Origin of the sequence: Halomonas sp. XH26, assembly GCF_024138895.1 — a bacterium.
Lineage (GTDB): Bacteria > Pseudomonadota > Gammaproteobacteria > Pseudomonadales > Halomonadaceae > Vreelandella > Vreelandella alkaliphila.
On the sequence record NZ_CP071889.1, the window covers coordinates 539,707 to 553,193 of the forward strand.

Below are 13,487 nucleotides of genomic sequence, written 5' to 3' on the forward strand. Positions count from 1 at the left end.
ATGCGCCAAGCCGGCTGTTCCTGTTAAGGTAGACGTCGTTAAATTTAGTTAAAAAGTATGTCCCGTGAATAAGAGTCGGCTTCCAAACATATAAATAGTAGGGCAGGGGACAATGCACCAAGATAGTGTTTTATGCAAAGCAGTAACAACAAAAAGTGCGAATGACCATCAGGGGCTTTCTGCGGCATTGAACCGGGCTAAGGGCTTGGAACCTCCGGTCAAGGTAACGCCTGTTTCAGCCAGTAAAGGCATCGTGCATCGCTTGCGTCTAGCGCAGCACAATCTGCTTTCTGTCTGGCGGGAGGAAGACTACTCAATACGTACCTCGCGCATGGCGCTGATGAAGCAAGACTATGTTCTGTGTAATAGCCCCGATACGGTTCGTCGCGTTTTCCTTGAGCAGCACGACAACTATGATCGTAAAAGTCCGCAAATGCGCCGTGCTCTGGAACCGCTTCTTGATGATGGGTTGTTTGTCAGCGATGGCGATTTGTGGCGTCAGCGCCGCCGCCAGTGCGCGCCATCGCTAACCAACGCTCTGTTACCCGGTTTCTGTACCACCATGACCGCCTCGGCGGAGGAAACTGCCAAGCGATGGGCCCAGCATCCATCAGATACGCCCATTGATATGCTGACTGAGATGGCTCATTTAACAGCGCGTATCATTGGCCGAACGATTTTTGGGGATGATACCACCGACGAAGAAGCTGAGCAGGTGGTGGCTGGTTTTACCGAATATCAGCGTCATTCTGAGCATTTAGATATGGCCAATATGCTGGGATTGCCATTTTTAAGTTTGCTAGGTAATCCACTGCGAAGAGCACGTACGCGCTATTCAGCAAAACAAGTGCATGAAATTATTGACCGTATTATTGATCGTCATACGCACAGATCAGGGCAAGGACAGCATAGCCTGATTGAGAGCTTTATGACGTCTATGAAAGATGGCGGAGATAATGGCTGTCCGATGGGCCGAAAAGCGGTGCGTAATGAAGCGATTGTCATGTTTATGGCAGGCCATGAAACGACTGCTAACGCATTGGCGTGGTGTTGGTACCTGCTTGATTATGACCCTCAGGCTATGGCGCGCCTGCAGCATGAACTTGATGACGTGCTCGGTGGTAGAACGCCGTGCTACGAAGATGTCGCTAAACTGCCTTATACAATGGCGGTATTTGAGGAAGCCATGCGGCTATATCCACCGGTACCCATGCTAAGCCGACAAGCGCGTGGGGAGGATAAGGTGCGCAATCGCGATGTGCGCGAGGGGACCGTTTTGCTCGTATCCCCTTGGTTGCTGCACCGGCACCGTAAATTGTGGGAGGCGCCCGATCATTTTGTTCCTGAGCGCTTTCTTCCCGAGGCTCCACGTCCAGACAAATTTGCTTATCTACCCTTTAGCGTGGGGCCACGTGTTTGTCTCGGCAAACGCTTTGGGCTTTACGAAGGCGTTCTCTGCTTGGCAACATTGGCGCAGCATTTCACGCCTAAACTGGTTTCAGGCCACCAAGTGAGCATTGAATGTCGACTGACATTACGCCCACAAGGCGGCCTACCCATGATGCTACAGCCACGTTGAAATTACTTATCAGGCGCTAAGCCAAAACCACCATACGATAGCGGCGATAAGACCGATTCCTGCCAGGTTGATCAATAGGCTCATGAGGCCTCCTGTTGGGCGGGTTTCCAAAGCCGTAAGCGGTTGGCGTTGCTCACCACGGTGATTGACGATAGCGACATGGCCGCACCGGCAATGATGGGTGACAGCAGCATGCCGGTGAACGGGTAAAGCACGCCGGCAGCAATCGGGATGCACAGTACGTTATAGCCAAAGGCTCCGACTAGGTTCTGTTTGATGTTGGTGAGCGTCGCCCGGCTTAACTCGATAGCAGTAGCCACACCATGTAGCGAACCGCGCATCAAGGTAATTCCGGCGCTCTCCATAGCGATGTCGGTGCCCTGGCCGATGGCAAAGCCAACGTTAGCACGAGCCAGTGCTGGGGCATCGTTGATGCCATCACCCACCATGCCTACAACCTCTCCTGCCTGCTGACGACGCTCAATTTCCGCGTGCTTATCATCTGGCGTCATGCCTGCTCTAAACTCGCTAATGCCCACTTCCCGTGCCACAGCGGCCGCAGTATGTTCATTATCGCCGGTGAGCATGACGACGGTTAAGCCATCTTCTTGTAAGCGTTTCACTGCGGCAGCCGCGTCAGCACGCAGCGGGTCACTGATACCGAATAGAGCAGCTAGCTTGCCATTGGCTGCCAGGTATACCAATGAACGTGCTTTCGCTTCTAGCTGGCGTACGCTCTCTTCTGCGGGGGTTAGATCCACACCAGCCTCTTCGAGTAGGCGGGCATTGCCCAGCAGCAGTGAGTCGCCTGCTTGGGTGCTACCTTTCACGCCGCCACCGGTGACGCTATCAAACGTATCCAGTGTTTCAGCAGGGGCATTATGCGCTTCCGCATAAGCTGTTAATGCATTGGCTAACGGATGTTCCGAACGACTTTCCAGTGCGGCTACCCAGGCGAGCACTTGCGAAGAATCATTATGTAGTACAGTCGCATCGGTCACTTGAGGCTTGCCCTCAGTCAGCGTACCGGTTTTGTCCACCACTAAGGTGGTGATTTGGCTGGCGGTTTGTAACGCTTCACCGCTTCTTACCAGCACGCCGTGCTCGGCGGCTTTACCCACCCCAATCATGGTGGAAATGGGTGTTGCCAGCCCTAATGCGCAGGGACAGGCGATAATCAGTACCGTGGTGGCGGTCACCAGCATATGGATCACCACGGGAGCGGGGCCGACGTTAAACCAGATCAGTGCGGTTAGTACGGCGATGATCATCACGCTGGGAACAAAAATTCCCGATACCTTATCGGCCAGTTCACCAATTGGCGGACGAGAGTTTTGAGCGCTGGCGACCTGTTCGGTTATGCGTCCCAGGCGAGTGTCGCTGCCCACACGAGTGGCGCGATAGACCAAGCTGCCATTGCCGTTAACAGTACCAGCGCTGACATCGTCATCCGCGTTTTTATGAACGGGCAGCGGTTCACCGGTCAGCATGGATTCATCAATATAGCTTTGGCCATCGAGTACGATGCCATCCACTGGCAGTCGTTCGCCGGGGCGTACGCGGATATGATCGTCTATCGCTACGTCGTCAACAGGCAACTCCTGCTCTTGGCCATTACGGATCACGCGTGCAGTTTTCTCCTGCAGGTCTAGCAAGCGTTTTAATGCACTGCTGGTGCGTCCACGGGCACGTAACTCCATGGCATTGCCGAGCAGGATGAGCCCCACCACCATGGCCGATGCTTCAAAGTAGATGCCTTGAGCGACCTCTGGTAGCCAAGGAGCAAACGCCACGACCATCATCGAATAGAGCCAGGCGGTACCCGTACCCATGGCCACGAGCGTGTCCATATTGGCCTGATGGAGCTTGAACTGTTTCCAAGCGTTGGTAAAAAAGTGCCGCCCTGGAAATGCCAAAATAGCCAGGGTAAGCAGGCCAATGACCAGCCAATAAAGACGGCCCATTCCCATGGGGTGCGGGTGATAAACGAACATGCTCAGCATGAGCGGAATAGCCAGCGCTAATGACAGCATGCTGCCGCGCAGGCGCTGGCGATAGGTTGCGGCCTCTTGGGACTCACGAATGCGTTCGGCCTCGCGCATGTCGACAATAGGCTCGGCGCGGTAGCCTGCTGCCGCCACAGCGTTAATCAGAGCCGCGCGCTCAACCCTGCCGGTTACTTGGGCGGTGTGGGTGCCAAAGTTCACCGAGGCGTCGGTAACGCCCGGGGTGTTGACCAACGCTTTTTCGACGCTATTCACACAGCCTGCGCAGGTCATGCCACTAATCAATAGCCTCTGTTGAGGCGCGCTGGTGGGCGTCTCATTTTCAGCCGTCAGTTTGTCGTTACCGTTATCGACCGTTGGCGCAGTATCACTTTCCGTCGGTGGTTGAGTCTCGCTGTTGGAGTCACCCGGTGGATAGCCCGCTTCACTTAATGTGCTGTCCAGTGAATCGTTTTCTAACGTACTGGTAACTTCCAAGCGTTTTTCTGCGGGAAAGCCTTCAACGAGGGCGTTGGGGTCTGCGGCTTGAATCGCCTCGCGCATACGCTTTACGCAGCCCTGGCAATTCATGCCCGGCACGGTGCGACTCAGTGTTTGTGGCTGCATGGTGCGTGATTGCATGGTGTCTCCTCGGGAAAACTCTCAATTAAACGGCATAGGCTATGACCATCGGGCATGCCATTTGGCATGTGCTGCCAGCTCTCTAATGCCTGTTCCATGCGTTGGGCGAGCGCTTCAAGCTCGGCAATGCGTGCCCGTATTTGTGGTAGTCGGTGGGTAAGTAGATCGCGCACCAATGGACATGGGGAGTCGCCTTGATCGGCGTGAGCCAGGATGTCGCGAATCTCAGCCACACTAAAGCCGAGCTTGCGTGCTCGTTGAATAAAGTGCAGTCGCTCTAAGTCAGTAGTTGAAAATAACTGGTAACCGTTCTCAGGGTGGCGTGTTGGTGCCAGCAACCCTTCACGGGTGTAATGGCGAACCGTTTCTGCGGTAACGCTACCGCGTTTGGCAAGTTCGCCGACCTTCATCTCTCCAGGCTGCATAACGTCCTCTGCGTGGAAGTTTTGATGTTTTTAAGTGTAAAACCTATGGGTAACACATAGGTCAAGCGATATTGTGACCTTCAGTCGAAATGACTAAAACACTGATTTAAAACACTCGTTCGACTAATGTATAAGTCAAAACCGAAATAAAACGCTCGTTTGCCCTTGATCCCAAGCGGTCATTAGGCGAAAACTGAGGTGTTAGAACAAAGAGGGTGGATGGAAGTATCCATCGGATCATTGGGAAGAGAGGCCCACTATGCATAATAAATTTAAAAAGCTCACCTTGGCGGCCGCAGTAGCATCAGTTGCTTTTGTTAGTCAGGCGCAAGCAGGCGGTTATCAAATCAATGAGCAGAGCGTCAGCGGACAGGGATATGGTCATGCCGGGCGCAGCTCAAATGTGCATGATGCAACCATTGTGTACGGTAACCCGGCAGGTATGTCGTTTCTTGATCGTGCCCAAATTACGGTAGGTGGCACGTTCCTCAACGTAAATAGCGACATTTCTAATGTACGTGCCTCACAGAGTAGCCCTGCTTTCCTACAAGCGACAGGGGGGGCGACAGATACGTTGCCAGTGGCGGGCACCAACGATGGTGACATGGTGCCAGGTACGCTAATTCCCTTTGCCTTCTATGCGCACCCTGTTAATGAAAAGCTGGCATTCGGTTTTGGGGTCTACGCGCCATTCGGTTCTAAAACCGAATACGAAAATGGTTTTCAGGGGCGTAACCAGGGCAACTACACCGAAGTAAAAGTGATGACGGCTCAGCCAACGGTCTCGTATCGTTTTAACGAGCAGTGGTCTGTCGGCGCAGGCCTCACCTATAACCGAGTAGAGGGTGAACTGCGTCGTCAGGTGCCTGTGGCAACTCCGCTAGGCCTTTCTGAAGTGGATTCGCGTGTGGAAGGCGATGATGAGGCCTGGGGCTATAACTTGGGTGTCATTTATCAGCCAGCACCTGAAACTACGTTCGGCTTAACGTACCGCTCAAAAGTAGATTTTAATCTGGAAGGTAGCTTTGCGGCTAACTCACCTGTGTTGGATCAGCTAGGGATCGGCACAGTAACAGATACGGCAGCGCTGGATTTAACAACGCCTGAAACAGTCAACTTCTCGTTGACTCAGGAAATGAGCGACAAGCTGAAGCTGATGTTCGGTGTTTCCTGGGCACGCTGGAGTCGCTTTGACCAGATTTTGGTCACCGGCACCGAGCGTGGTGAAATTACCAACGAACAGCAGAATTACTCCAATGCGTGGGCATTCTCTACCGGTGGCGAGTACCAGTTAACACCAACAGTGGCACTACGCGCTGGGGTAGCGCTGGACTTTACGCCCACCCAGGATGAAACTCGCAGCGTGCGTATTCCCTCTGACGACCGTCGGATTTTCTCGATTGGTGCAGGCTGGAGCCCCACGCCTGATTTAACCTTGGACGTTGCCTACTCGTACCTTACCGAGCGTAGCACCCAGGTTGATCAGAGCAAAACCGACAGCTTTACTGTTGCCGGTCAGCAAACACCGCCGATTACCTCTAACTACTCCGCAGACTATAAAAACGAAGCCCATGGTTTCGGTGCTCAGCTTACCTATCGTTTCTGATGATAAGCTGTCTGCTTTAATCGTTTTACCTATAAACCCGGCTTACGCCGGGTTTTTTTGCGTGGCGATCGTTTTTCAGGGTGGGTGCGGTAAGCGTTGGCTTTCGTTACAATGCGTCTCAGAATTTCGCCGCTGGGGCGGCTAGCGTTGGCATTTGTAAGCCTAGGCGCTTAGCTGCCCCAGCGGCGCCTGTCTCTTTTGAACCGTGCGATACTGACCAAGGCTAGGCGATCCATGTTGGAAACAAATCCGATACATAACCAGATCAAGGACCTGTCTGAGCGGACAGACGTTCTTAGGGGGTATCTTTGACTATGCCGAACGCAAAGATCGGCTAGAAGAAGTCTCCCGCGAACTTGAAGACCCTAATGTCTGGAACGATCCAGACTATGCTCAAAAGCTGGGTAAAGAGCGGGCATCGCTTGAAGCCATCGTGGCCACCATCGATGAGCTCGACCAAGGCTTGGCTGATAGCCGCGACTTGCTTGAGCTTGCGGAAATGGAAGATGACGAAGGCACCGTCGATGAAGTGCGCAAAGAGCTCGATGGTCTGCAAGCGGCACTGGAAAAGCTTGAGTTTCGCCGCATGTTTTCCGGTGAAATGGACGAGAATAATGCCTATCTGGATATTCAGTCTGGGTCGGGCGGTACCGAAGCTCAAGACTGGGCGAATATCCTGCTGCGTATGTACTTACGCTGGGCGGAGAGCCACGGTTTCAAAGCAGAGATTATCGAAATTTCTGCTGGTGAAGTAGCAGGCATTAAATCGGCGTCGCTGCATATTCAAGGTGACTATGCTTTTGGCTGGTTGCGCACTGAAACTGGTGTGCACCGTCTAGTGCGTAAAAGCCCGTTTGATTCCGGCGGCCGCCGTCATACGTCGTTTGCATCGGTATTTTTGTCGCCGGAAATTGACGACAGCTTTGAGGTTGAAATTAATCCCTCTGACCTGCGGGTAGACACCTATCGCTCTAGCGGTGCGGGTGGCCAGCACGTTAACACCACCGACTCAGCAGTACGGATCACCCACGAGCCGACCGGCATTGTGGTGGCGTGTCAGAATCAACGCAGCCAGCATGCCAACCGCGACTTCGCCATGAAGCAGTTGAAGGCCAAGTTGTGGGAACACGAAATGCAAAAGCGCAATGCGGCCAAGCAGGAAGCGGAAGACTCTAAAGCCGATATCGGCTGGGGCAGCCAAATTCGCTCGTATGTACTGGACGATCAACGCATCAAAGACCTGCGCACCGGCGTTCAGTCTAGCAACTGCGACAAAGTGCTCGACGGCGATTTAGATCAGTTTATCGTCGCCAGCCTGAAGCAGGGTTTGTAAGAAGCCTCTGATTAATGTGATGAGCGCAGACCAGACAAGGCAAAAATCAACGAAAAAGCGCAGTTTACGGGTTGTAAATGAGCATTTTGAGGCGATTTTTAACGCAGTATGGCCAAGCGCAATAGTTAATCAGGGGGTTCGTCATCTTTTTAGCGTTTGAACATTGAACAGGGTGCCCGATGGCTAACCAAGACGCGTCTTCTCTCGATAACGAAAACCACCTAATCGCCGAGCGCCGTGCCAAGCTCGCGGCTCGCCGTGAGCGCGCCGCTGAGCAAGGTAAGAGCGCTTTCCCGAACGATTTTCGCCGTGACAGCCTCACGGTTGAGCTACACAACCTGCTGGGCGAAAAGGATAAAGCGGAGCTTGAAACGCTTGATCATCAAGCATCGGTGGCTGGTCGCGTCATGCGTAAGCGTGGCCCGTTTATCGTGATCCAAGATGTGGCCGGCCAAATCCAGCTCTACGTAGATAAAAAGGGCTTGCCTGCTGACGTGCTTGAGGACATCAAAGGGTGGGATATCGGTGATATCGTCGCTGCCCGTGGCCCAGTACACAAGTCGGGTAAGGGCGACCTGTACGTGATGATGGTAGAAGCGCAGCTGTTGACCAAGAGCCTGCGTCCACTGCCGGATAAGTTCCACGGCCTGACCGATCAGGAAGCGCGTTATCGCCAGCGCTACGTAGACCTGATCATGAACCCGCAGTCGCGTAAGGTATTTGAAACTCGCGCGGCGGTAATCAGCTCCATGCGCCGCTTCTTTGAAGCTCGCGGCTTTATGGAAGTTGAAACGCCGATGCTGCAGCCGATCCCCGGCGGTGCGGCAGCGCGGCCATTTATTACTCACCATAATGCGCTGGATATTGATATGTATCTGCGTATTGCACCAGAGCTTTACCTCAAGCGTCTGGTGGTGGGTGGTTTCGAGAAGGTTTTTGAAATCAACCGTAATTTCCGTAACGAAGGGTTATCTACGCGACATAACCCTGAGTTCACCATGGTCGAATTCTATTGGGCCTACGCGGATTATCGTGATCTGCTCGATATGACCGAAGCCATGCTGCGCACGGCGGCCCAAGAAGTGCTGGGCACCACGACGATCGAGTACCAAGGCGCTAGCTATGACTTCGGGAAGCCGTTCCAACGCCTAACACTACGCCAAGCGATTCTTGATCATGGCGACGGCATCACCGATGCGGATTTGGATACGCTGGAAGCCGCACAAGCGGTTGCAGAAAAGCTGGGCATTAAAGTGAAGGAGAGCTGGGGGCTGGGTAAAGTTCAGACCGAGATCTTCGAAGAAGTGGCCGAGCACAAGCTGGACCAGCCGACGTTCATTACTGAATACCCCGCAGAAGTTAGCCCGCTGGCGCGTCGTAACGATGCTAACCCGTTTGTTACCGACCGTTTTGAGTTCTTTGTCGGTGGCCGAGAAATTGCCAACGGCTTCTCGGAGCTTAATGACGCCGAAGATCAGGCTGAACGCTTCCGCGAACAGGCCGCCGAAAAAGATGCCGGTGATCTGGAAGCGATGTATTTTGACGCCGACTACGTGCGCGCGTTGGAGTATGGCTTACCGCCAACGGCGGGTGAAGGAATTGGTATTGACCGTTTAGTAATGCTGTTTACCGACAGCCCCTCTATTCGGGACGTACTGCTGTTCCCAGCGATGCGCCCCGAAGCCAGCGAGTAACGCTGACAAGCTCTAGACAATAGCGTGCGGTACGAAGCAACTGGAGTCTTTGGTGATTTTGCCAACGTCTTCACGAATACCAATGCCGCACGCCTTGTCACCGACTACCCAACTGCCGATCAGGGCATGCCGCTCGCCAAAGCGCGGCAGCGGGTGGTAGGCCTGCAAAATACGCGGGTTGTCGGTATAGGGGCCATCAACGGTTTCGTACTGGCCACTCGTGGTTATCAGCTCAATATTGCTACCTTCCCGAGAGAAAAATGGTTTGCGCACCCAGCCGGGTGTCAGCGACGTGCCATCACTGGTGTCAAAATACGCCGGTAACAGGTTGGGATGGCCTTCATGCCACTGCCATAGCAACGGCAGGATGCCCTTATTGCTGAGGATGGCTTTCCACGGAGGCTCGAACCAGTGGGTTTGCATCATGGGCAGCAGCTCACCGAAAGCGTCATCGCTCATTTCTTCCCAGGGGTAGAGCTTAAACAGTGCGCGGATGGGCCGGTTTTCCAGGTCAACAAAACAGCAGTGGTCGGTGTTGGGTTGATAGCCGATGTCTTCGATATGGATAAAGGGGGCATTCAGTCCCGCCTGTAGGGCACAGTCCTGCAGGTAAGCAACAGTGGCGCGATCTTCCTCATGGGCTTTGATGGAGGCGAAGTGCAGTGCCGGAGAGGCTGGTGGATCGCGTTCAAGGCGCTGCCCGATGTGGGCGAGAGCAGCAATCATGCGTTCTTGAATCGAATTGAATTGATCGGCGTGGGCAGGCAGCAGGCGCTGTTCGATCACCTGTTCAAGCCACAGCCACTGAAAGAAGCCCGCCTCGTAAATACTGGTGGGCGTATCGTAGTTAAGCTCTAGCAGTTTGGCAGGCCCATTACCGCTATAGGCAAAATCCATCCGCCCATAGAGGTGGGGCTGGCCATTACGCCAGGAGGCACGAATAACACCCCACATCTGTTCAGGGATATTTAACTGGTGAAGCAGGGCATCAGACTGGCAGACCCGGTCAACGGCATCCATACACATCTCGTGTAGCGCCTCGGTGGGATCTTCAATGTCTTGTTCGATCTGGGCCAGCGTAAACTGGTAATAGGCATCCTCGGTCCAGTAGGGCTCCCCTTCTATGGTATGGAAGTGAAACCCTAGCTGGTGCGCCAGTTCGCGCCATTGAGGGCGTTCAGTAATGGCAACGCGCAACATAAAACGGCTCCTTGCTGGCGCAGGTGAGTGCGTCGAAAGATAGTAAGCGAACGGAGGTTAGCTTAGGAGCCAAATCCACCCCGTGCGCTGGAGCGCGAACCGAACCCAGAGCGTTGAGTTGCCCGTTGGTTGGACTGCATAACCGATGAGCGGAAGGCCTGGTTACGTTGGTCCACCCGTGTAGAAGCAGAGGACGACGCAGCATTCCAGTCGCCGCGATTCTGGCGGGTACGGTAGACCGGTTCCTGATACAGGCTTTGTACCCGTGCGCCATTGCGGTTGGCCATCATGTTGCCAACCATATAGCCCATCAGCGCGGGACCAAACCAACTGCCACCTTGCCCCTGTTGAGCTGATTGGGGAGGGGGCTCACAGGCACCTTCGCCATGTACCTGTTCGCAAGCTTCTAAGGAGTCAAAGCGCGGAACCGCTTCAACGGCTGCCGTAAACGCCGCTTCACAGGCGGTACGCGTGTAAAGCTCGTCTGCTACGCACTCTTCTATGTTCTGGTAGGCCTTGGGCTCGGAGAAGTTGATGTCCGATAGAGTGTCCTGCGGCGGAGATGACTGCCCACAGCCGGCTAACGCGGCTGTACCGGCCGCGCCCATCAAGGCCAGGGTTAGCCGAGAACTGCGCTTGCGGCGCGGTGGCTGGTTAGATGATTGCATGAGAGTCTCCCCTTACCAGATCATGGACGCGGCGTTGAGCAGGCCAACCGCGATAGCGATAGTTGCCGCGAAAATGCCGTATGCGACGTGGCCATCGGTAATATGTCCGGAAAGGCTCTGTCCTTTGCTTTTCAACACCAGTTTGATGGCAAAGAAGGTAACGATCTGCACGATAAAGGCGATGATGCCCCAGGCGATAAAATCAATGAAACTCACGCTGTTCGCCATAGCGCTATAGAGCGGTATGGTAAAGCCTAAGGTAGCGCCGCCAAAAGCGGTTGCCGCTGCGGCGTTGCCTTCCTGGATCAGCTTCCATTCATGATGCGGGGTAATCTTGCTGTACGCGACCATGAACGCTACCAGTAGGATGGCGGCGGTGATCAGGTAGGCGAAAAACGCTGGCAGGCCTGCCAAGTACATACCGATATTGCCCATTATCGTTTCCTTTTTTAGTCGTTAGTCGTGAGTGGTAAATCGTACGTGGTGAGCAGAAGCTGGGAATAGTGATCAGTGAGTCTTTCAGGTGACCATCAATGCGCTTCGATAATCACTGCGCTGATATCGATTCCCAGGCTGGTGACTAATTGATAACTGCCTTCCAGCTCATCGGCTTCAGCACTGAGTAGGATATATTCAAAGCGCTCTGAGGCCTGATCTTGGCGCTCATAGAGCATGCAGTGGTGCGTGACTTGGGAAATTCCGCTGCCATTAGCGCGAGTCACCGTTTCCTCAAGCACTACCGGGGCTGACCATGCGCTGCTTTCAGCGCCCCATACGCGTTGATAGCGTTTAAGGTCGTCTGGAATGTCGTCGTCTGCTTCCAGCGTAAAGCTGCTCTGGCCGAGTGGATGAGCGGGTGCCTGGCTATCCGGCTGATTGATCAGACCATCAAATTCAAGATTAGAAACATGTTGTGACGACAGGAAATCGAACAGTTTGTATTCAAACACCTTGCCGTTAGCAATGGAGGCTTGAATCCAGGTGTCGTTTTCCAGATAAAAGCGCGCGAGCTGTTCGCCCTGGCCAAGTTCGACGACGCCAATCGCGGCTATTTCCTGCGCTGCGCCACTCCAACTGGCATCAAAATTCAGGCTGTCGAACGCCTTCAGCGATAGCATATTGAGTGACACCATACCGCCAAGTCGAAGACCGTTGAAGTCGTCTGGGGTCATTCCGACGGGTAGGCCGCTAGAGCGTTGGGCGGTTTCGCTGGCATGTTTTTGCTGCACGCCTTTACTGTTGGCACGAAACAGTGATTTAAGTGAACCAAGCATGGTGATGAACCTCCATGAAACGGTAGGATGTCATGCCAGCAGCGATGAAAAATGTGCCGGCGTCAGACGATCATAGGCCATGTAATACAGCACATCGCCGTCGCTTAGCTCACGGGTGGAGGGCGGGTTGAGCATATTCGCCTCGCCACTAACGGAAGTGACGCCGAGCAAGGTGGCATTATGCGCTTCCTTGGCTAGGGCGAATAATTGGCCAAATGTGCTGCCTTTAGGAATATCTTGCAGCCGCGTTTGATATTGAGTGGCACCATGATTTACGGCGAGCAGCTCATTCACGACGCGACTAATGCCTGCATCGGTGGCTGAACGCACTAGCATTTCCAGTGCCAGGGCCTCGGTGCATTCGATGCCCGGCAATGTTCGGCGCAACATCGCTGCGGTATTAGGGTTTTCGCAGTGGGCAACGATATGGCAGCCAGGAGACTTTAGGCTATAAGCGGAAAGCGCCACAGTCGCCACGCGTTCATCGCTGCCGTCATAGATAATAATACGGCTGGCGTTTTCAACGCCGGCGCGCTTGAGAAGCTCCATGTTGGCGAAGCTATCACCCTTGACGAATTTTAAGTCGCCCGGACGTGGGTTGTTGATGTCTTTGGTGACACACAGCACGATTTCATCAGGGAGCTGCCGGTCAGCTTTGAGAATATCAATGATCTTTTCAGTGGTTTCTCCATGCCAGCCTAGCACCACCGTGTGGCCAGTAAGGTCGCTGTAATCGCCTTTTCCTTGCATTTGCTGCCTCCAAAAGTTGCCCACCGTGACGGTTGCCTTGCCAATCAGGGCAGCAAATAGCGAAATACCGCCTGGGATCAGGTAAAACACAGCGATCAGTTGCCCAGCAGTTGAACTCGGCGAGAAGTCCCCATAGCCCACGGTGGAAGCCGTAACAACGTAAAAATACAGCCACAACGGCAGTGAGTTGGCAACCTCTTCGCCAGAGAGCCCTATGAGTAGCCAAGAGGTTGCCATATGTGCCAGTGCCAGCAGTAACAGAAACGTCCAACTGACGTTAATCGTAGAGGCTTTTAAAACTTTTAGTAGCCGTTGTAGCACTGGCATGGCG

At 53.9% G+C, this 13,487-nt stretch carries 11 protein-coding genes; 4 read left to right on the forward strand and 7 right to left on the reverse strand.

Going from position 1 to position 13,487, the window contains the following annotated elements; translation table 11 throughout:
* The first annotated feature begins 112 nt into the window (after positions 1-112).
* Positions 113-1,579, forward strand: coding sequence for a cytochrome P450 (locus J4377_RS02530; RefSeq protein ID WP_253486529.1), 1,467 nt, complete (start codon positions 113-115; stop codon positions 1,577-1,579).
* Between the two features lie 80 nt (positions 1,580-1,659).
* On the opposite strand, the gene J4377_RS02535 is transcribed toward J4377_RS02530, so the two are convergent.
* Positions 1,660-4,206: a heavy metal translocating P-type ATPase gene (locus tag J4377_RS02535; protein WP_253486531.1), complete on the reverse strand. Its 2,547-nt coding sequence runs from the start codon at positions 4,204-4,206 to the stop codon at positions 1,660-1,662.
* The gene (locus J4377_RS02540; RefSeq protein WP_038486497.1) at positions 4,173-4,616 is read right to left on the reverse strand and encodes a MerR family DNA-binding protein; all 444 of its coding nucleotides are present in this window, start codon (positions 4,614-4,616) and stop codon (positions 4,173-4,175) included. Before J4377_RS02540 ends, J4377_RS02535 begins: the two co-directional genes overlap by 34 nt.
* Positions 4,617-4,890: 274 nt before the next feature.
* Between J4377_RS02540 and J4377_RS02545 the strand changes: the two genes are divergently transcribed.
* The 3 genes from J4377_RS02545 to lysS all read left to right on the forward strand — a co-directional run bounded on the left by J4377_RS02545 (position 4,891) and on the right by lysS (position 9,264).
* Positions 4,891-6,237 carry an OmpP1/FadL family transporter gene (locus tag J4377_RS02545; protein ID WP_038480993.1) on the forward strand — a complete coding sequence of 449 codons (1,347 nt, stop codon included), beginning with the start codon at positions 4,891-4,893 and terminating at the stop codon, positions 6,235-6,237.
* Positions 6,238-6,471: 234 nt separating this feature from the next.
* Positions 6,472-7,570 (forward strand): peptide chain release factor 2 gene (gene prfB / locus J4377_RS02550; protein ID WP_174412712.1). Its coding sequence is split into 2 segments (ribosomal slippage): positions 6,472-6,546 and positions 6,548-7,570, totalling 1,098 coding nucleotides; the frame shifts between segments, so codons are not numbered across the junction.
* 179 nt (positions 7,571-7,749) lie between these two features.
* On the forward strand, positions 7,750-9,264 hold the full coding sequence (gene lysS / locus J4377_RS02555) for a lysine--tRNA ligase (protein ID WP_038481011.1): 1,515 nt from the start codon (positions 7,750-7,752) through the stop codon (positions 9,262-9,264).
* A 12-nt stretch (positions 9,265-9,276) separates the two neighbouring features.
* On the opposite strand, the gene J4377_RS02560 is transcribed toward lysS, so the two are convergent.
* From J4377_RS02560 to J4377_RS02580, 5 genes are all read right to left on the reverse strand, one after another.
* The gene (locus J4377_RS02560) at positions 9,277-10,464 is read right to left on the reverse strand and encodes a glutathionylspermidine synthase family protein (protein WP_253486532.1); all 1,188 of its coding nucleotides are present in this window, start codon (positions 10,462-10,464) and stop codon (positions 9,277-9,279) included.
* 62 nt (positions 10,465-10,526) lie between these two features.
* Positions 10,527-11,132 carry a DUF1190 domain-containing protein gene (locus tag J4377_RS02565; protein ID WP_120385822.1) on the reverse strand — a complete coding sequence of 202 codons (606 nt, stop codon included), beginning with the start codon at positions 11,130-11,132 and terminating at the stop codon, positions 10,527-10,529.
* A gap of 12 nt (positions 11,133-11,144) precedes the next feature.
* Positions 11,145-11,567, reverse strand: coding sequence for a DUF350 domain-containing protein (locus J4377_RS02570; protein WP_009724104.1), 423 nt, complete (start codon positions 11,565-11,567; stop codon positions 11,145-11,147).
* A gap of 95 nt (positions 11,568-11,662) precedes the next feature.
* On the reverse strand, positions 11,663-12,406 hold the full coding sequence (locus J4377_RS02575; RefSeq protein ID WP_038481022.1) for a DUF2491 family protein: 744 nt from the start codon (positions 12,404-12,406) through the stop codon (positions 11,663-11,665).
* Positions 12,407-12,436: 30 nt separating this feature from the next.
* Positions 12,437-13,483, reverse strand: coding sequence for an ion channel (locus J4377_RS02580; protein ID WP_253486534.1), 1,047 nt, complete (start codon positions 13,481-13,483; stop codon positions 12,437-12,439).
* Between the last annotated feature and the right edge of the window lie 4 nt (positions 13,484-13,487).

What these genes read in the sequence shown, in the direction of transcription:
- J4377_RS02575 (WP_038481022.1), bottom strand. Translation starts at nt 12,406, where the DNA reads ATGCTTGGTTCACTTAAATCACTGTTTCGTGCCAACAGTAAAGGCGTG.
- J4377_RS02570 (WP_009724104.1), bottom strand. Translation starts at nt 11,567, where the DNA reads ATGGGCAATATCGGTATGTACTTGGCAGGCCTGCCAGCGTTTTTCGCC.
- J4377_RS02535 (WP_253486531.1), bottom strand. Translation starts at nt 4,206, where the DNA reads ATGCAATCACGCACCATGCAGCCACAAACACTGAGTCGCACCGTGCCG.
- J4377_RS02580 (WP_253486534.1), bottom strand. Translation starts at nt 13,483, where the DNA reads ATGCCAGTGCTACAACGGCTACTAAAAGTTTTAAAAGCCTCTACGATT.
- lysS (WP_038481011.1), top strand. Translation starts at nt 7,750, where the DNA reads ATGGCTAACCAAGACGCGTCTTCTCTCGATAACGAAAACCACCTAATC.
- J4377_RS02545 (WP_038480993.1), top strand. Translation starts at nt 4,891, where the DNA reads ATGCATAATAAATTTAAAAAGCTCACCTTGGCGGCCGCAGTAGCATCA.
- J4377_RS02565 (WP_120385822.1), bottom strand. Translation starts at nt 11,132, where the DNA reads ATGCAATCATCTAACCAGCCACCGCGCCGCAAGCGCAGTTCTCGGCTA.
- J4377_RS02540 (WP_038486497.1), bottom strand. Translation starts at nt 4,616, where the DNA reads ATGAAGGTCGGCGAACTTGCCAAACGCGGTAGCGTTACCGCAGAAACG.
- J4377_RS02530 (WP_253486529.1), top strand. Translation starts at nt 113, where the DNA reads ATGCACCAAGATAGTGTTTTATGCAAAGCAGTAACAACAAAAAGTGCG.
- J4377_RS02560 (WP_253486532.1), bottom strand. Translation starts at nt 10,464, where the DNA reads ATGTTGCGCGTTGCCATTACTGAACGCCCTCAATGGCGCGAACTGGCG.